Source organism: Nitratifractor salsuginis DSM 16511 (assembly GCF_000186245.1).
Taxonomy (GTDB): Bacteria; Campylobacterota; Campylobacteria; order Campylobacterales; family Sulfurovaceae; genus Nitratifractor; species Nitratifractor salsuginis.
The window spans coordinates 866,247-882,416 of sequence record NC_014935.1 but is presented as its reverse complement, the minus strand read 5'-3'; the positions used below and the strand labels follow the sequence as shown (position 1 = coordinate 882,416).

15 protein-coding genes are annotated in these 16,170 nt (G+C 57.0%); 6 read left to right on the top strand and 9 right to left on the bottom strand.

Annotated elements, in window-relative coordinates; all coding sequences use genetic code 11:
- Nucleotides 1–173: 173 nt before the first annotated feature.
- Nucleotides 174–914: a ferredoxin-thioredoxin reductase catalytic domain-containing protein gene (locus NITSA_RS04465; RefSeq protein ID WP_013553832.1), complete on the top strand. Its 741-nt coding sequence runs from the start codon at nt 174–176 to the stop codon at nt 912–914.
- 54 nt (nt 915–968) lie between these two features.
- On the opposite strand, the gene NITSA_RS04460 is transcribed toward NITSA_RS04465, so the two are convergent.
- Nucleotides 969–1,718, bottom strand: coding sequence for a TSUP family transporter (locus NITSA_RS04460; RefSeq protein WP_013553831.1), 750 nt, complete (start codon nt 1,716–1,718; stop codon nt 969–971).
- Nucleotides 1,719–1,736: 18 nt separating this feature from the next.
- Complete coding sequence (locus NITSA_RS04455; protein ID WP_013553830.1) at nt 1,737–2,189, bottom strand: hypothetical protein; 453 nt, start codon at nt 2,187–2,189, stop codon at nt 1,737–1,739.
- A 108-nt stretch (nt 2,190–2,297) separates the two neighbouring features.
- Between NITSA_RS04455 and NITSA_RS04450 the strand changes: the two genes are divergently transcribed.
- A complete protein-coding gene (locus NITSA_RS04450) occupies nt 2,298–2,864 on the top strand; it encodes an HDIG domain-containing metalloprotein (protein WP_013553829.1) in 567 nt (188 codons plus the stop codon).
- Here the strand turns inward: NITSA_RS04450 and NITSA_RS04445 are convergent, their stop codons facing one another.
- Entirely contained in the window at nt 2,865–3,173 is a 309-nt protein-coding gene (locus tag NITSA_RS04445) for a CcdB family protein (protein WP_013553828.1), read from the bottom strand.
- Complete coding sequence (locus NITSA_RS04440) at nt 3,173–3,418, bottom strand: type II toxin-antitoxin system CcdA family antitoxin (RefSeq protein WP_013553827.1); 246 nt, start codon at nt 3,416–3,418, stop codon at nt 3,173–3,175. The genes NITSA_RS04445 and NITSA_RS04440 overlap by 1 nt, the downstream gene beginning before the upstream one ends.
- Before the next feature lie 150 nt (nt 3,419–3,568).
- On the opposite strand from NITSA_RS04440, the gene NITSA_RS04435 reads away from it, so the two are divergent.
- From NITSA_RS04435 to NITSA_RS04425, 3 genes are all read left to right on the top strand, one after another.
- Entirely contained in the window at nt 3,569–3,793 is a 225-nt protein-coding gene (locus tag NITSA_RS04435; RefSeq protein WP_013553826.1) for a hypothetical protein, read from the top strand.
- A 226-nt stretch (nt 3,794–4,019) separates the two neighbouring features.
- The gene (gene murJ / locus NITSA_RS04430) at nt 4,020–5,435 is read left to right on the top strand and encodes a murein biosynthesis integral membrane protein MurJ (RefSeq protein WP_013553825.1); all 1,416 of its coding nucleotides are present in this window, start codon (nt 4,020–4,022) and stop codon (nt 5,433–5,435) included.
- Between the two features lies 1 nt (nt 5,436).
- Nucleotides 5,437–6,186: an SIR2 family NAD-dependent protein deacylase gene (locus NITSA_RS04425; RefSeq protein ID WP_013553824.1), complete on the top strand. Its 750-nt coding sequence runs from the start codon at nt 5,437–5,439 to the stop codon at nt 6,184–6,186.
- A gap of 228 nt (nt 6,187–6,414) precedes the next feature.
- On the opposite strand, the gene NITSA_RS04420 is transcribed toward NITSA_RS04425, so the two are convergent.
- The 3 genes from NITSA_RS04420 to NITSA_RS04410 are packed head-to-tail and all read right to left on the bottom strand — an operon-like array spanning nt 6,415 to nt 12,313.
- Nucleotides 6,415–7,077, bottom strand: a complete 663-nt coding sequence (locus NITSA_RS04420) for a dienelactone hydrolase family protein (protein WP_013553823.1) — start codon at nt 7,075–7,077, stop codon at nt 6,415–6,417.
- 18 nt (nt 7,078–7,095) lie between these two features.
- On the bottom strand, nt 7,096–8,364 hold the full coding sequence (locus NITSA_RS04415) for an MgtC/SapB family protein (RefSeq protein WP_013553822.1): 1,269 nt from the start codon (nt 8,362–8,364) through the stop codon (nt 7,096–7,098).
- Nucleotide 8,365: 1 nt separating this feature from the next.
- Nucleotides 8,366–12,313 carry an HAD-IC family P-type ATPase gene (locus tag NITSA_RS04410; RefSeq protein WP_013553821.1) on the bottom strand — a complete coding sequence of 1,316 codons (3,948 nt, stop codon included), beginning with the start codon at nt 12,311–12,313 and terminating at the stop codon, nt 8,366–8,368.
- A 168-nt stretch (nt 12,314–12,481) separates the two neighbouring features.
- Between NITSA_RS04410 and NITSA_RS04405 the strand changes: the two genes are divergently transcribed.
- Entirely contained in the window at nt 12,482–13,732 is a 1,251-nt protein-coding gene (locus tag NITSA_RS04405; RefSeq protein WP_013553820.1) for an OmpP1/FadL family transporter, read from the top strand.
- A gap of 93 nt (nt 13,733–13,825) precedes the next feature.
- Here NITSA_RS04405 and NITSA_RS04400 read toward each other — a convergent pair whose 3' ends face one another.
- Nucleotides 13,826–15,085, bottom strand: a complete 1,260-nt coding sequence (locus NITSA_RS04400) for an N-acetylmuramoyl-L-alanine amidase (RefSeq protein ID WP_013553819.1) — start codon at nt 15,083–15,085, stop codon at nt 13,826–13,828.
- Entirely contained in the window at nt 15,075–16,169 is a 1,095-nt protein-coding gene (locus NITSA_RS04395; RefSeq protein WP_013553818.1) for a nitronate monooxygenase, read from the bottom strand. Before NITSA_RS04395 ends, NITSA_RS04400 begins: the two co-directional genes overlap by 11 nt.
- Nucleotide 16,170: the final 1 nt, after the last annotated feature.

Genomic DNA, 16,170 nt, shown 5'->3' with positions numbered 1-16,170 from the left:
CGGGGCTTCGCCCCTCAAGTCGCAAGCCAGAATTGTGTTAAGTGTTACGTGCTAAGTGTTATGACTCCATAATGATCGACAGCTCACTCATTCGGTTACTCATTACTCGGTTACTCGGTTGCTCATTCTTCATCTATGTTACAATCCCGCAAAAATTTTCAAGGAACCCATCAATGAAACAGATCGATATGAACTCTCCCGAATTTCAGGCTGAGTTGGAAAAGACGTGGCAATTCGTCGAAAAGGTCGACAAGCAGTTCGGCTTCGTCCAGAATCCCGACCAGGAGATCAACGAAGGGGTCGCTATGGGGCTGGCCCGCAACAAACTGATCTACGGCAAACGCTACTGCCCCTGCTTTATGGTCATCGGCGAAACCCCTGAAGAGCGCAAAAAGGCCGACAATCGCATCTGCCCCTGCAAACCGGCGCTGGAGAAGGAGATCCCCGAAGACGGCGTCTGTCACTGCGGGATCTTCTGCACCCCCGAATATGCCGAGAAGAAAAAGCTCGAGGAGACTGCCGAAGAGGCGGCCCACCAGCACTCCCGTGGCCTCACCCAGGAAGAGGCCGAACTCCTCGTCGACAAAGAGCAGCTCGACGGTGACGAGCTCGAATCCCTGATGGAAGCCAGGGAGCTGGGGATGGTGACCTTCACCCTGGTCGACGTGCGCGAGCCTATGGAGTATCAGATGGGCCACATCAAAGGGACCGACGAGCTCTGGCCTACCAGCCAATTCTACGAATGGTTCGAGAAAATCCAGGGACGCAAAGAGGAGCGCTTCATCCTCTACTGCCATACCGGCAGCCGCAGCTATCAGGTCCAGCACGTGATGAAAGCCCAGGGCTTCGCCCATGTAGGCAACCTCAGCTACGGCATCGTCAGCTACCCCGGTGAAATCGTCCGGGGAGACTGATAAGGGAATTTTGGATTATAGATTTTGGATTTTGAATTGGTGAGGGATTGTAATTTAACTCACTAGCAGTTTGAGGATCGTGGCCCCCACCACGATTAGAAAAAAGCTCCGCACGAATTTAACTTCTCTTTTGTGTACCAGGTTCGATCCCATCCAGGCCCCCAGAACCTGCCCCGTTCCCATCACGATCCCCACTATCCAGAGTACCAAGCCCGCATAGACGAAAACCGCCAGCGATACGATATTGGACGTGAAGTTGAAAAGTTTGGTCTGGGCGGTGGCTGCTTTGAGGTCCAAGCCCAGGAGCAGCACCAGGCCCATCGTCCAGAAACTCCCTGTCCCCGGGCCGAAGAAACCGTCGTAGAAACCGATGAGCAAGCCAAAGATCGTATAGAAGAGTGCGTGAGGGATTTTGTGGGGTTTGGGCTCCAGCCCCAGTTTCGGGGTCAGCGCCGTATAGATGAAGATGACGATCAACATCACGATGATGAGGGATTCCAGCCGATCGGCGGGGAAGCGCTGCACCACCCTCGCCCCGGCAGCTGCCCCGATGAGGGTAAAGAGGACTCCGAGCAGCAGTTCTCTAGGGTTCATCAAGCCCAGCCGGGCATAGTTCATCGTCGCGGTGAAACTGCCGAAACTGCTCTGGAGCTTGTTGGTCGCCAGAGCTTGATGGGGCGGAACCCCGGCCGCCAGCAGTGCCGGGAGAGTAATAATCCCCCCACCCCCGGCGATGGAATCGACAAAGCCCGCCATCACCCCAGCAAAGAAGAGCCAGCAGAGGCTCAAAAGATCGTGCGTCACGAAGAGGGGCTACTCTTACTACTCAAGATACTTGACCAGCTCTTTCTTATGATTGGCAATATTCTCACTTTCCAGATTGTAGGTATCGAGAAAGAGACCAAAGCGCTGCCGTTCATATCCACCGGGGTAGTAAGCCTCGATGGCCAAGTCCCCGTCTTTGTCAATATAGTAACGGGCCGCGGCGGCATCTTTGTTCAGATCGTTGGCGATCCGGATGAGATCCTTGCGATGCTTTTTCCCCTGGGCATTGCTGGTGAAAAAGCTGGTCAGAAGCATCCCTCCCCGATACTGCTTGAGGTAAAAGTTCAGATGTTCGGAATGCTTCGCGATGATGTGCTTGCTGTCCATCGTAGCATTGTATCCCAGGAACTCCAGATGTTTCAGGATCTTGACCGCCTCTTTGGGTGGCTCGGCCAGAGCGCTTCCCCCCAATAGCAACAGTGCCGAAAGAATCAAAAAACTCCGTCTCATCGATCATCCTCCTTTTGGTTTTGTATCCGACATTATGCCCAGAACTTCTCTGAAAATAGGGATATTTTGGACTATAATAGTGCAAAATTAAGGGAAAAAGGAGTGAATATGCCTTCACGAGACGAAGCGCTCGAACTGCTCAAAGAGTACAACGACAACCCCGCCCTGGTCCAGCACGGCATCCAGGTAGGTGCGTGTATGGCCCATTTCGCCCAAAAAGCGGGTGAGGATGCCGAGCGCTGGGAGATCGCGGGGCTCCTGCACGACCTGGACTATGAGAAGTATCCCGACCGGCACTGCCACAAGGCCGCCGAGATTATGCGGGAACGGGGCTACGACGAGGAGCTCATCCGGGCGATGATGAGCCACGCGTGGGGTATTTGCACCGATGTCGAACCCCTCAGCCCGATGGAGAAGACCCTCTACGCCGTCGACGAGCTCAGCGGCCTGGTCAATGCCTGCGTGCTTGTGCGCCCCTCCAAAAGCATCGAAGACCTTGGCGTCAAATCGGTCAAAAAGAAGTTCAAACAGAAATCCTTCGCCGCCGGCGTAGACCGGGAGATCGTCAAAAAAGGGGCCGAGATGCTCGGAATGGAACTGGATGAGCTGATCGCCGAAGTGATCGAGGCGATGAAAGCCCGAGCCAAAGAGTGCGGGGTCGCCGGAGCGGCGTAGTCAAAAGCCGTTCAGCAGAAAATCTATCGCATCGATGATCTCTGAATGCTTCTCAGAGAGATTTGCGACCGGGGCTTTTGAGAGCAAAGAGGCCGGTACACCGGCAATATCCATCACCGATAGATAAACCGCTTTGCCCTCAATGGTAAAAATGGGATTGAGATGTCTAATGGCAGCCCCGTCACTGCACAGCGGCACGACGACACGTAATTTCAAGTCATCGTGCAGGGGATTGGTAATATCCACCAGATAAGGAAAAAGCGCGGCACTCGATTCATTGGGATTGGGATAGACATCGAATTGCGCCATCAGAATCTCCGAAATTCATCGGAAAAGGCCCCTTCCTTTTCGACACGCCGATTCTGGACTTCGATCGCCGTTCGGTTCTCCTTGCGCCATTGCTTCTCCTCTTTCTCTTTCACGATCCGCTCCAATGCCACTTCGAGGGTTTGAGAGAGATTGATTCCATAGAGTTTGGCTTTTCGGACGAGATCACTGTTAAGGGAGATGTTGGTCGCTTTCTTCGATGCTTTCTTGTCATATAAAACATTCATGCGCACTCCTTTTGCGTATTGTAATGATTGTATCATAAATTCAAATCTTACTGATAAATAATTTTGAAACCGTTAGATTCATTGCCGAGTTCGTTAATATCCGTAGGGTAAAATCGAATTTCTTTCATACCAAGTAGCAAAGGAATAGTTATGTCAAGCGAACAGATGGATCCCATCAAAAAAGAACTCGAAAGCCGCCGCAAAGAGATCGCCGCCGAACTGGCTCTGCTCTTCAAGACCAATATGAAGATTACCGACTGGGATGTCCCCGAAGCCGATGACCGCGAAGCGGCGGAGCTGCTGCTGCAAATTATGCAGGAGGAGCTCGATAAGCTCAAAGAGGATGTAAGAGCCGGGAAATACGATAACTATTGAGCTCCGCTCCGGGTCTTGGGCCCGCGGTTCAGTTTGATCTCTCCGCACACCATAAAAGCTTCTTATCAAATATCGCCACCCTGTAATCTCTTCCCATCGAACACAACAGACAATCGACATAAGCGAGCGAAGATTCTCCAAAAAACTTTGGTACCTGACGCTTTTTGCCGAAAAAGACCTTTTTCTTTCTATTGACTCCTTCCAACGGAGCGATTATAATGCAGCGATGAAACTCCGATCCATATTTACCAACAGCGGCGGGATTCTCCTCTCCCGGATTTTCGGCTTCATTCGGGATCTGATGATGGCGTCGATCCTGGGGGCCAACCTCTACAGCGACATCTTTTTCGTCGCCTTCAAGCTTCCCAATCTCTTTCGCCGCATCTTCGGAGAGGGAGCCTTCGCCCAGAGTTTTCTGCCCTCCTTCATCGCCAGCCGCTACAAAAGCATTTTTGCCGCCAGGATTTTGCTGACTTTCCTGGGGATCATCGTGCTGCTTTCGATCCTGGTGGGGATCTTCTCCGAGCCGGTGACCCGGATCATCGCGCCTGGTTTCTCTCCCGAGGCAACCCTTCAGGCGGCCCGCTATGTGGCGATCCAGTTCTGGTATCTTCCCCTGATCTTTTTGGTCACCTTCCTGGGGGCACTGCTGCAGTGGAAGGAGCACTTCGCCACCACCGCCTTCGCTACGGTGCTGCTCAACATCGCCATCATCGGCGGACTGCTGCTGAGCCGGGGGATGCCCAAAGAGCAGATTCTCCTCGTGCTCAGCTACAGCGTGCTCGTCGGCGGAGCTTTGCAAGTGCTCGCCCATCTCATTATGGCCCGACGTTTCCGGCTGCTACGGATGCTGGCCATCGGCTTTGCTTCCCTGGGGACCCACAGCCGCAAAGTCGCCGAAGACACCCGCCGCTTCTACACCAACTTCTTCCCTGCCATCTGGGGCAATTCCACGGCCCAGGTAATGGCCTTTCTCGATACCTGGCTCGCCTCCTTCCTCGCCAGCGGCTCGATCAGCTACCTCTACTACGCCAACCGGATCTTCCAGCTCCCCCTCGCCCTCTTCGCCATCGCGCTCAGCACCGCCCTCTTCCCCTCGGTGGCCAAGCTCATCCGCCACAAAGACGAAGCCGGCGCCCTGCGGGAGATGAAGCGGGGCTTTTGGATTCTCCTTTTTCTCCTTTCCCTGGCGACCGTGGGGGGCGTGATCTTCAGCACCGAGATCATTTGGCTCCTGTTTGAACGGGGCGCCTTCGGCCGGGCCGATACGATCCAGACGGCCCACGTGCTTCAGATGTATCTGATCGGGCTCCTGCCCTTCGGGCTGGGCAAGCTCTTTAGCCTTTGGCTCTACTCCCGCCACGAGCAGATGGCAGCGGCCAAGATCGCCACCTGGTCTCTGGCGGGATACGCCCTGGCCGCCTTCGCCCTCTTCCAACCCCTGGGCGCGATGGGCCTGGCCCTGGCCAGCACCCTTTCGGGCTTCGTGAGCTTCACTCTATTGGTGCGGGCCTTCGGCAGGGAGAAATTTCGCTCTTTCCTGGATAAAAAACGGCTAATACTCTGGTTGCTTACTCTCGCTTTGGCCGCCGCACTGATGTGGGGCCTGCACTTGCTCGCTTTGAAATATCTGGGAGTGTGAAATGACACGAAACGATTACGATACCGCCGCACGCTGGATCGAGGAGGCCGCGCGTCCCGTCGCCTTCACCGGAGCCGGGATCTCCGTGGAGAGCGGGATCCCCACCTTCCGGGGGCCCACGGGGCTCTGGAGCCGCTACGATCCCAAGATCCTCGACCTGGGCTACTTCTATGAGCACCCCAAAGAGTCCTGGGAAGCGATCCGGGAAATCTTCTACGACTATATGGGGGCCAACGCCCGCCCCAACGCCGCCCACCGCTTCCTGGCCGAGCTAGAGCGACGGGGGAAGCTGCAGGGAGTCATCACCCAAAACATCGACAACCTCCACCAGGAGGCTGGCAGCCGAAACGTCATCGAATTTCACGGCACCGCCCAGAAGCTGCTCTGCACCCAATGCGGTGACCGTACCCCCTTTACCGAACACGACCTGAACGATCTGCCGCCGCTTTGCAAAAAGTGCGGCGGGCTGCTCAAGCCTGATTTCATCTTCTTCGGCGAATCGATCCCGCCCGAAGCCTACCAGCGCTCCCTGGCACTTTGCGAAAGGGCGGACCTATTGCTCATCATCGGCACCACCGGAGAAGTGATGCCTGCCTCCATGCTCCCCTACGAAGGCAAAAAAGCCAAAGTAATCGAAATCAACGTCGAGCCCTCCGCCTACACCGCACACCGCACCGATATCTTCCTCCGGGCGAAAGCGACCGAAGCGGCCAAAGAGCTGGCGAAGAGGCTGGGAATGGATCTGGAATGAGCAACCGAGTAACCGAGCAACCGAGCAACCGAGTAATGAGTAACCGAGTAATGAGTAACCGAAGAACTAGAAACTAGTAACTAGTAATTTTTCTCCGCTGCCCCAACGACCAACGACCAACGACCAACGACCAACGACCAACGACCAACGACCAACGACCAACGACCAACAACCAACAACCAACGACCAACAACCAACGACCAACCCTCAACTCTCAACTCTCAACGCTCAGCTCTCAGCTCTCAAATGTCTCACAAACCAATCCCTTGCCAGCTCCGCCACCCGCTCCAGGGTGCCGGGCTCTTCGAAGAGGTGGGTGGCGCCGGGGACGATCTCGAAGGCCTTTTCGCAGCGCAGTCGGCGGTAGGCCTCTTCATTGAGTTCGATGACGCCGTAGTCGTTACCGCCTACGATGATGAGGGTCGGGGCGGTGACACGCTCCAGCACGTCCGCCGCCATATCGGGGCGGCCGCCCCGGGAGACGATGGCGCGGATGGGTACCGGGGAAAGGACCGAAGCCTTGAGCGCTGCCGCCGAGCCGGTGCTGGCCCCGAAATAGCCAGCATTCATATCCTTCAGTGCAGGTTGGAGGCTCGTCCAATGGGTCGCCAGCAGCAGTCGTGATGCCAGCAGGTCGATATCGAAGACATTGCGCCGATCCAGGGCCTCCGGCTCCATCAGCAGATCGAAAAGCAAAGTAGCGATCCCCGCTTCGTGGAGCACCGAGGCGACATAATTGTTGCGCCGGCTGAGGCGGCTGCTGCCGCTTCCATGGGCGAAAAGCACGATCCCTTCGGCTCCCTCGGGCACCGCCAGACGTCCCGGCAGTTCCACTCCGTCGTAGCGGATAAAAACCTCATCCTGTAACGCCATAAACTCTTCTACGTTCATCTTTGCCCCCTTTGATGCTTAATGAATATATGTCTCTCCGATCCAGAGCCCCAGACCCATCATTCCCAGGGTCACCAGGAAAAAGAGGGTCAGCTTCCAACCCAGCTTCACACCTCCCAGCCAATAGACGATCCCCAGTTTGACGATGGAGTTGGTCACCGAGGCGATGACGATCCCGTTCATCGAGGCAGTTTCGGCCAGTTTGCCGTCTTTGGCCAATTCGCTCAGCGAAAGGGTGATCGCGTCCACGTCGGTCAATCCCGAGAAGAAGGAGACGAGATAGACGCCGATGTTGCCGTAGCGTCCCTGCACGAAGGCGATGGCGCCGTAGATGATCCCGAAGAGGATGCCGAACTTGATCGCTTCGCTGAGCTGGAGGGGGTTTTTGGCGATGGCGTTATTCTCCAAATTGATCTCGGCGGCTTTGGAGTGGCGGTAGAACCACCAGCTGTAGAGCAAGCCGCTCACCGCCGCCCCCAGATAGGCCGGTGTGAGTCTCCAGGCCAGCTCCGGATGGATCACGAAGGCTTCGAAGAGCACCCGCAGATACATAAAGGTACAGGCGATGGCGATGCCGCCGGCGTAGTTGTTGATCAGATCGTACTGCTTGTGGAACATCTGCGAAAGGGAGATGCTCACCGCCGTGGAAGAGATGAGCCCGCCCGCCGCGCCGGTGAGGAAGACGCCGTGTTTTTGCCCCAGCACCTTGATCGCCACATAGCCGACGAAGGAGATCCCCGCGATGATGACCGCCATGAGCCAGGTTTTGTAGGGGTTGAAGAGATGGCCCGGGCCGATCATCTTGTCGGGGAGGATCGGCAGGATCACGAAGCTCATCGTCAACAGCAGGATCACGGCGTTGACATCGGTGGGGCCGATATGGCGCTCCAGCGCCTGGAGTCTCGGCTTGATCTCCAGGAGGATGATCACGACCACCCCGATGAAGACGGCCCAGAGCAGCTCCCCCCGATAGGCCAGGACTCCCAGCAGATAAGTCACCAGCGCCGCGATCTGGGTCGTCATCCCCCAGCGGCCGGCTTTGGTAACTTTGACATAGTAGGAGAGAGCCAGCAGGATACCCAGCACCGCCAGGGTCACAAGGATCGTGCCCGTAAAGCGCTCATCCAGCCAGGCGGCCATATATCCGGCCAGGGCGATCAGGGCGAAGGTCCGACTCCCTCCGAAGGTCCGCTCCTCTGCACGCATATAGGTCAGGGTCCGCTGCATCCCGATGGCGAATCCCAGCAGAATCACAACCGCCAGGGATTGGATCATCGAATAATCCATCTTACGCTCCTCGTTTTTTCATCACCCACCATTCGAACCATTTATACAATTCTACCACCACAAAGAGGGGGACGGCCACTTCGAAGATGAGCAGCCAATCCTCAAGCTTCAGCGGCACGGTGTGCAGCGCTTTTTGCAGGAAAGGCACATAGACCGCCGCCACCTGGGCCGAAACAGTCAGTGTCCAGGCAGCCAGGACCCAGGGATTGGAGAAAAAGCCGATCACCGGCATCGGGGCGCGGAGGCTGCGGTAGTTGAAGACGTTCATCTTCTCCAGGATGATGATCCCCGTGAAGGCGACTGTCTGCGCCAACGCGACCGCCTGGGCCTCGGGAAGGCCCGATGTCAGATAGTGGTGGAAGAGCCAGAGGGTCCCGCCGCCGATATAGGTTCCCAGCAGGAGGATCATGATCACACCCCGCAACTGCAGGAAGGGAGCGTTCACCGACCGGGGCGGCCGCTCCATAATCCCCTTTTCGGCCGGTTCGAGCCCCAGCGCGACCGCCGTCATGCCGTCGGTGACCAGATTCATCCACAAAATCTGCACCGGCAGCAGGATCAGCGGGCCGCCCAGGAGGATATTGACGAAAATGGCAATCACTTCTCCGGTATTGGAGGAGAGCAGATAGGTGACGAATTTCTTGATGTTGTCGTATTGGCGGCGCCCTTCCCGCACGGCACCCACGATCGAAGCGAAGTTGTCGTCCAGCAGGATCATATCGGCCGCCCCTTTGGCCACATCGGTGCCGCGCAATCCCATCGCGATGCCGATATCGGCCCGTTTGAGCGCCGGGGCGTCGTTGACCCCGTCGCCCGTCATTGCCGTCACCAGCCCCTCGCTCTGGAGCACTTCGACGATGCGCAGCTTGTCCTGGGGGGTCGCGCGGGCGAAGATGACCCCCTCTTTGAGGGCGGCTTTGAGGGCTTCATCCTCCATTCCCTTGAGTTCGTTGCCCGTGATGGCGCGTGTCGCCTCCAATCCCACCTCTTTGGCGATCGCCAGGGCCGTCAGCGGCGCGTCGCCCGTGATCATCACGACCCGGATGCCGGCGCGCTGCGCCGTTCGGATCGCTTCGGGGACTTCGGGACGGGGCGGGTCGATGATGCCCACAATCCCCAGCAGGGTCAGATCCTTCTCCACCTCGTCGGGATCGAGCCTAATGTCGGGCGGCAGCACCCGTTCGGCCAAGGCCAGGGTCCGCAGCCCCTTTTTGGCCAGGTCGGTGTAGGCTGCCTCGAAGGCCCGGCGCATCTTCGCATTCAGCGGCTTGCACTCTTTGCCGTCGAAATAGTGGGTGGCCCGCTCGATCAGCACTTCGGGGGCCCCTTTGACGTAGGCGATCTTTTGCCCCTTCTCTTCGACGACCACAGTCATCCGTTTGCGCTCGGAGTTGAAGGAGAATTCGCTGATTACTTTGGGTTCGCCGGGGCTCAGCCACGCCTTGTAGGCCGCCACGATGAGGGCCGCTTCGGTCGGTTCTCCCGAGATTTTCCATCCCTCCTCTTCTTTGCGCAGCGATGCGTGGTTGCAGATCAGTCCGGTTTTGAGCAGGAGCAGCAGATCAGGGCGTTTTTTATAATCGATGCGTTTGCCCTTCGCTTCGAAATGGCCCGCCGGGTCGTAACCGCTGCCGGTGACCTCCACCGCTCCGGCGAAGGTCCAGATCTTTTTGACGGTCATCTGATTCTGCGTCAGAGTCCCGGTCTTGTCGGTGCAGATGACGTTGGCGCTGCCCAGGTTTTCCGCGGCCTGCAGGCGCCGCAGCAGCGCATGCTGACGCACCATCGCCTTGACGCCCAGAGCCAGGGTGATCGTCACCACCGCCGGCAAGCCCTCGGGCACTACCGCCACCGCCAGCGACACGCCGGTGAGGAACATCTCCATCAGGTCCTTGCCGAAGAGGTAGCCGACGATCGCCACCAGCACCGAGATGGCGACCGAGAGAATGCCCAGTTTCTTTCCGAGCACTGCCAGTTTTTTCTGCAGGGGTGTTTTGGTCTGTTTCACTTCACTGGTGAGCCTGGCAATCTTTCCGAATTCCGTCGCCATACCCGTCGCGACGACGACCCCTCGGGCATAACCATTGGTCACGCTGGTCCCCATCCACGCCATATCGCGGCGCTCGGCCAACGGCGCTTCCTTGGGAACCGGCTTCGTATCCTTGGAGACCGAGACCGATTCGCCCGTCAGTGCCGATTCGTCGATCTTGAGATTGACCGCCTCGATCAGCCGAAGATCGGCCGGCACCCGGTCCCCGATCTCGAGTAACACGAGATCACCGGGCACCAGCTGCGCGGCATCGATCTCGATCTCCCGGCCCTCCCGCAGCACTTTGCATTTGGGAGAGAGCATCTTCTGCAGCGCTTCGATCGCCTTTTCGGCTTTGAACTCCTGGACGAAGCCCAGGATACCGTTGAGTACGACGATCGCCAGGATCGTGACGGCATCCCCCATCTCCCCGATGGCAAAGGAGATCGCCGCTGCTACCAGCAGAATGAGGATCAGCACGTCGGTAAACTGCCGCAGGAGTATCCAATACCACTTCTCTTTGTGAACCGCCTCGATGCGGTTGGGGCCGTAGAGAGCAAGGCGCTTACGTGCCTCCGCCTCTGTGAGCCCCTTTTTCGGATCGCTCTGCAGGAGATTGAGGACCGCTTGAATGGGCTTGGCGTGCCAGGGAGTCTCCGCTTCGACGGGTGTTGCGGCTTTGGCTTTCGGGGTGGGGGCGGCAGCAGTGGAGGCCGTCAGCTCCTCTCTCCACCTGGCCACCAATACCGAGAAGAGCAACGGAACCACGATCGTGGAGACCGAAGAGGCGGCCACCAGGGCTGTAAAGAGCTGGGTATCGATCAGCTGGGCATCGAGGAGCAGTTTGGCGACGATGATCTCCGTGGTGAGCCGGGCGTTGAGCCCGATCCCGATCGTCCATGCCTCTTTGACCGTCAGCTTCTTCATCGGCACCATCAGGAAGATCCCCAGCAGCTTACCTACAAAGGCAGCCAGGAAGAGCAGGATCGCCAACTCCGGGGCTTTGATCATCCCCTCCAGATCGACGCTCATCCCCACCCAGAGGAAAAAGATCACCCCGAAAAAGCCGTAAGCCACCGCCCGGGTCGCCCGATCGGCCCGCTCGCCGGCTTCCCCGGCGGTATCGAGGACCGGCCGCATCAAAATCCCCGCCACGATGGCGCCGACCACCAGGCCCAGATCGGCATACTCGGCGAACCCTCCGAAGAGGAAGAGTACCAGGATCATCATCATAACGAGGTTGGAGACTTTGAGCTGTGTCCAGTGGGAAAGGGGCACCAGCACATAGCGCCTGGCGAACCAGGCCGCCGCCACGAAAATAGCGATATTGATGAGAATATCGGTGATCTCTTTCGTATCGCTGCTGACCAGGCCGCTCTTTTCCGAGATCCAGATGGAGACGAAAGCGACGAGAAAAACTTCGATCACATCGTCGAGCACCCCAGCGCCGACGATGTAATTGCCCACCTTGGTCTTGAGAAGGTTGAACTCGTCGAGGATCGGGACGATCACCGCTTCGGCTGTAGGCATTCGCGTCAGCCCGATCACGAAGGCGAGGATCCAGCCGTAGCCCAGCCAGAGCATCACACCCATCCCTAGCAGGAAGGGCACCATCGTATTGAGGACCGTTGCCAGAACAATCTCGCCGCTCTGGCGCTTCATCTCTTTGACATCGATCTGCGAACCGATGAAGAAGAGGAGAAAGAGTACGCCCAGATCCGCCAGTGTGGTGAAGATCTCCCCTTCGATCCCCTGGGTGAGGATGGACCCCAACGGGGTATAGTGGATCCCCATCGCGACGAAAAGGGCCGCCAACAATCCCGGAACTTTCACCCGCTCCAACGCTCCGGCCAGGAAATAGCTCAAAGCGAAGAGAAGTGAGAGTAACAGTAGAAATTCACCCAACAGCTGATCGTTCATCTTTGGACTCCTCTGTTTATTATACTCCGAAGCGCTGTTCGATGAAAAGCAGATAAACAAACAATAGCATTTATTTTTAAAAATAGTATTTCATTAATTAATCTTATCTTTAACTATATTTAGTTATGCTTCTGTTACCTTAACTATTTATTATTCAAGGAGCAACAAATGAAACTGAATCATCTCGTCAAAGGTTCTATGATCCTCTCTATGGTCGCTTCCACTGCCCTCTACGCCACCAATGGAGATACCCTCGTCGGTGTCGGAGCCAAGACCCGATCTATGGGCGGCGCCGGGATCGCCTTCAGCCACGGTGCCGAGTCCACCCTGGTCAACCCGGCTCTGATCACCTACGTCGACGATACGGAGATCAGCTTCGGCGGCACGATCTTTATGCCCGACATTCATACCAGCCTCACAGCCAACACCCAGAATGGACCCGTTACCGATGAAGCCGACAGCGATGCCGACCTCAGTATGATCCCCGCGGTCGCCATTGTGAGCCATTTGGACAATGGGGTTCACATCGGTGCCGGGATGTACGGAACCGCCGGAATGGGAACCGATTTTCGTGGGCTCGGGCCCAGTAACTGGATGCCGGGAAACAGCAAACTGTTTGATATGGAAACCACGTTGCAGTTGATGCAGTTCGTCGTTCCCGTCGCCTATAAAACCGGCGGCCTCAGTATCGGGATCGCCCCTATTGTTCAGTATGGATCCCTGGATATCCATTATGTGATGCACGGTCAGAATGGACAACCCGGAACTGTCAGCCCCGGTCAGAAGCAGGATTTCGGTTTCGGCGCCAACATCGGTATGACCTATGATTTCGGCAATGGCCTGAGTGTGGGTGCGATGTATAAAAGTAAAGTCAAAATGGATTACGGCAATACTTTGAGGGCCGCGGCAGCTCCTTTTGGCATTCAGCTGGACGGTCATCTCGATCAGCCTGCCGAATTCGGCATCGGCCTGGGGTGGAGAAGCGGTCCCCACGGTATCGCCATCGACTGGAAACGTATTCAGTGGAGCCATGCCGCCGGTTATGAGGATTTCGATTGGGATGATCAGGATGTCTTCGCCATAGGTTATCAATACGATGCCGGCACCTGGTCAGTGCGTGTGGGGTACAATCACGGCAAAACCCCCATCAATCTCAGCGATGGCAGCACTCAGCAAGGTGCCGCAAAAGATATGTTCAACCTCCTTGGATTCCCCGCCACGGCGGAGGATCATATCACCGCCGGCGGAAGCTATCAGTTCAGTAAAAACTTCTCTGCCGACTTCACTGTCGTCTATGCTTTGAACGAAAAACACAGTGCCAATGTCGGAGGGGCTTTCGGCTATCCTGCTCAAGCAGTCACCATCAAAAATGAACACAAAGAGCTCGGCCTCACAGTCCAGCTCAACTACAAGTTCTAAGCTCAAAAAAAGAGGTCCGGCTGGGCCTCCCCTCCGCAAACTCATTCCCCGATTATTCGGTTACTAGTTACTCATTACTCCGTTACTCGGTTATTATTCCATCTCCCGCTCACGATTACGCAAAAAGCGCACGATCCCCTTGGCGATTCCCTGTGCTTCCATATCCTGGTAGCGGGGATTGAAGAGACGTTTCTTCTCCCAGGGGTTGGTAATGTAACCCGTCTCCACCAGAATCGCAGGCATCTCCGCGCCCACCAGCACCCAAAAAGGCGCCGCCCGTACCCCGCCGTCGGTGACGTTGCGGTAGCGTCGGCGCAGGGTCCCCAGGATACTGCGCTGCACATCCAACGCCAGCATATTGGAGAGGATGATCTTGGAGCGGGTCAGCGTGGAGATAAAAGAGTTCATCGTCTTGCTGTCACGCCTGATGAAGGCGATGCTGTTCTCCTTGGCGGCGACACGGCGCGCGCGTTCACTCCGAGCCGGGGAGAGGAAATAGGTCTCGATCCCATGAGCGGTGGCGGCGCGGCTCAGCCGCCCTACGGCGTTGGCGTGGATAGAGACGAAGACATCGCCGTGCTTGAGATTGGCGAAGTGGGTGCGGCGGCGCAGCTTGATGAAACGGTCGGAGCTGCGGGTCATAACCACATTGAAACCCATCTTTCTCAAGTGATTGCGCAGGCGCAGGGCGATCTGCAAGACTGCATCCTTCTCCCGATAGCGATGAGTGGGGTCCAGCGCCCCCGTGTCATGCCCGCCGTGCCCCGGATCCACGATAACGGTATAGCGCCGATGGGCTTTGGGCGGAGGATTTTTCATCATATGGCTGCCGGAAGCCGCCCGATAGGCATCGCTCCTGGATTTGGAGGTTTTTTTACGGGAAGCGGCTTTATGGGAAAGTGGGGCTTTTTTTCGGCCGGTTTTACTCTGGAGCCCGGAAAAGAGCCCCCGGATCTGAGTACTGAAGTCGCTGCTGCCCTTGGGCAGCACGATGATGTAGCTCCGCGATTGCAGGGGATAATGGGCCACGGCGTAAGGCTCGGGAGTCTCTACGACCAGGCGCACGATATTGCTGCGATACTGGGCGATGCGTATCGATCGGATGGAGGGGCCGTAATGGAGTTTCGATGTAAGTTTTTTGCCGGCCAGGCGGGTATTTTTCAAATCGAAGACATAGCGAAAGGAATCCTTGCCTTTCAGGATAAATGAATGGACATTTTCTTTGGGAAAAGTACGGTCGAAATGGAGGATGAGGCGGTTGACTCCCATCTCCAGGGATTTGAGTTTCGCCGGTGAAGCGAAAAGGATGGAGGAGAAAAGAAGAGTGAAAAGGAGAGCGAATCTACTCGCCATTGATCAATTTATCCATCAATTCACGGACAGTGATGATCTCCTTGAGACGGTAGCCGTTGGCCCCGGTGAAGAAGAGGCCGGTCTCTGTTTTGCCGTCGTAGGCATCGCTGAGCCGATCGGCGATACAGTAGCCCACCACTTTAGCCTCTTCACCGCGATGGCAGGGGGCGACACAGTTGGAGATGCAGGCGATCTTGGGGGCGGTCCCCTCCTCGATGCGGCGGTGCAGCTCCGTCTTGACCCCTCGGGCGGGATAGCCGACGGGAGATTTGAAGAGTTTGATATCCTCTTCTTTGGCTTCGATGATGGTCTGCTTGAACGCGTCGCTGGCATCGCATTCGACGGTGCCGATGAAGCGGGTCCCCAACTGCACCCCGTCGGCCCCCAGCTCCATCATCCGCACGATGTCGTCGCGGTCCCAGATCCCGCCGGCGGCGATGACGGGGATATCGCCCCACTTCTTCGCCTCTTCCACGACGGGAGGGAGGATTGCTTCGAGTTGGTTCTCGGGCTTGAAACACTCATCGTATTTGAAGCCCTGATGTCCTCCGCTGAGCGGCCCTTCGACAATCACCGCGTCGGGGAGCCTGCCGTGGGCCTTCTCCCAACGGCGGCAGAGGATCTTCAGCGCCTTGGCAGTCGAGACGATGGGCACCAGCGCCACATCGGGGAAATCCTTGGCCGCTTCGGGCATGGTCAGAGGCAAACCCGCTCCCGTGATGATGATGTCCGCCCCCGCTTCGCAGGAGTCCCGCACAACCCGGTTGTAGTCGTTGATGGCGTAGAGGACGTTACAGGCCAGGGGCTTGTCGCCGCAGATCTTGCGGGCATTTTCAAAGATCTTGAAAAGGGCCCGGCGGGAGTAGAAGTTCTCCACCTCGTAGGGACGCCCGTCGGCCATAAGTTTGTCGGCATAGGCCCGGTTGGCGTAGACCCCGGTCCCGACGGAGCTGATGACGCCCAAGCCACCCTCTTTGCTCACCGTGCCGGCGAGGCGGTCCCAACTGATTCCCAGACCCATTCCTCCCTGGATGATGGGTTTTTCGATAACGTGTTTCCCGATCTTGAGTGCTTTGAATTCCATC

Excerpts from the sequence above, each read along its gene's own strand:
- NITSA_RS04400 (WP_013553819.1), bottom strand. The coding sequence starts at position 15,085 with ATGGCGAGTAGATTCGCTCTCCTTTTCACTCTTCTTTTCTCCTCCATC.
- NITSA_RS04420 (WP_013553823.1), bottom strand. The coding sequence starts at position 7,077 with ATGAACGTAGAAGAGTTTATGGCGTTACAGGATGAGGTTTTTATCCGC.
- NITSA_RS04445 (WP_013553828.1), bottom strand. The coding sequence starts at position 3,173 with ATGGCGCAATTCGATGTCTATCCCAATCCCAATGAATCGAGTGCCGCG.
- NITSA_RS04465 (WP_013553832.1), top strand. The coding sequence starts at position 174 with ATGAAACAGATCGATATGAACTCTCCCGAATTTCAGGCTGAGTTGGAA.
- NITSA_RS04405 (WP_013553820.1), top strand. The coding sequence starts at position 12,482 with ATGAAACTGAATCATCTCGTCAAAGGTTCTATGATCCTCTCTATGGTC.
- murJ (WP_013553825.1), top strand. The coding sequence starts at position 4,020 with ATGAAACTCCGATCCATATTTACCAACAGCGGCGGGATTCTCCTCTCC.
- NITSA_RS04435 (WP_013553826.1), top strand. The coding sequence starts at position 3,569 with ATGTCAAGCGAACAGATGGATCCCATCAAAAAAGAACTCGAAAGCCGC.
- NITSA_RS04410 (WP_013553821.1), bottom strand. The coding sequence starts at position 12,313 with ATGAACGATCAGCTGTTGGGTGAATTTCTACTGTTACTCTCACTTCTC.
- NITSA_RS04450 (WP_013553829.1), top strand. The coding sequence starts at position 2,298 with ATGCCTTCACGAGACGAAGCGCTCGAACTGCTCAAAGAGTACAACGAC.
- NITSA_RS04455 (WP_013553830.1), bottom strand. The coding sequence starts at position 2,189 with ATGAGACGGAGTTTTTTGATTCTTTCGGCACTGTTGCTATTGGGGGGA.
- NITSA_RS04440 (WP_013553827.1), bottom strand. The coding sequence starts at position 3,418 with ATGAATGTTTTATATGACAAGAAAGCATCGAAGAAAGCGACCAACATC.
- NITSA_RS04415 (WP_013553822.1), bottom strand. The coding sequence starts at position 8,364 with ATGGATTATTCGATGATCCAATCCCTGGCGGTTGTGATTCTGCTGGGA.
- NITSA_RS04425 (WP_013553824.1), top strand. The coding sequence starts at position 5,437 with ATGACACGAAACGATTACGATACCGCCGCACGCTGGATCGAGGAGGCC.
- NITSA_RS04395 (WP_013553818.1), bottom strand. The coding sequence starts at position 16,169 with ATGGAATTCAAAGCACTCAAGATCGGGAAACACGTTATCGAAAAACCC.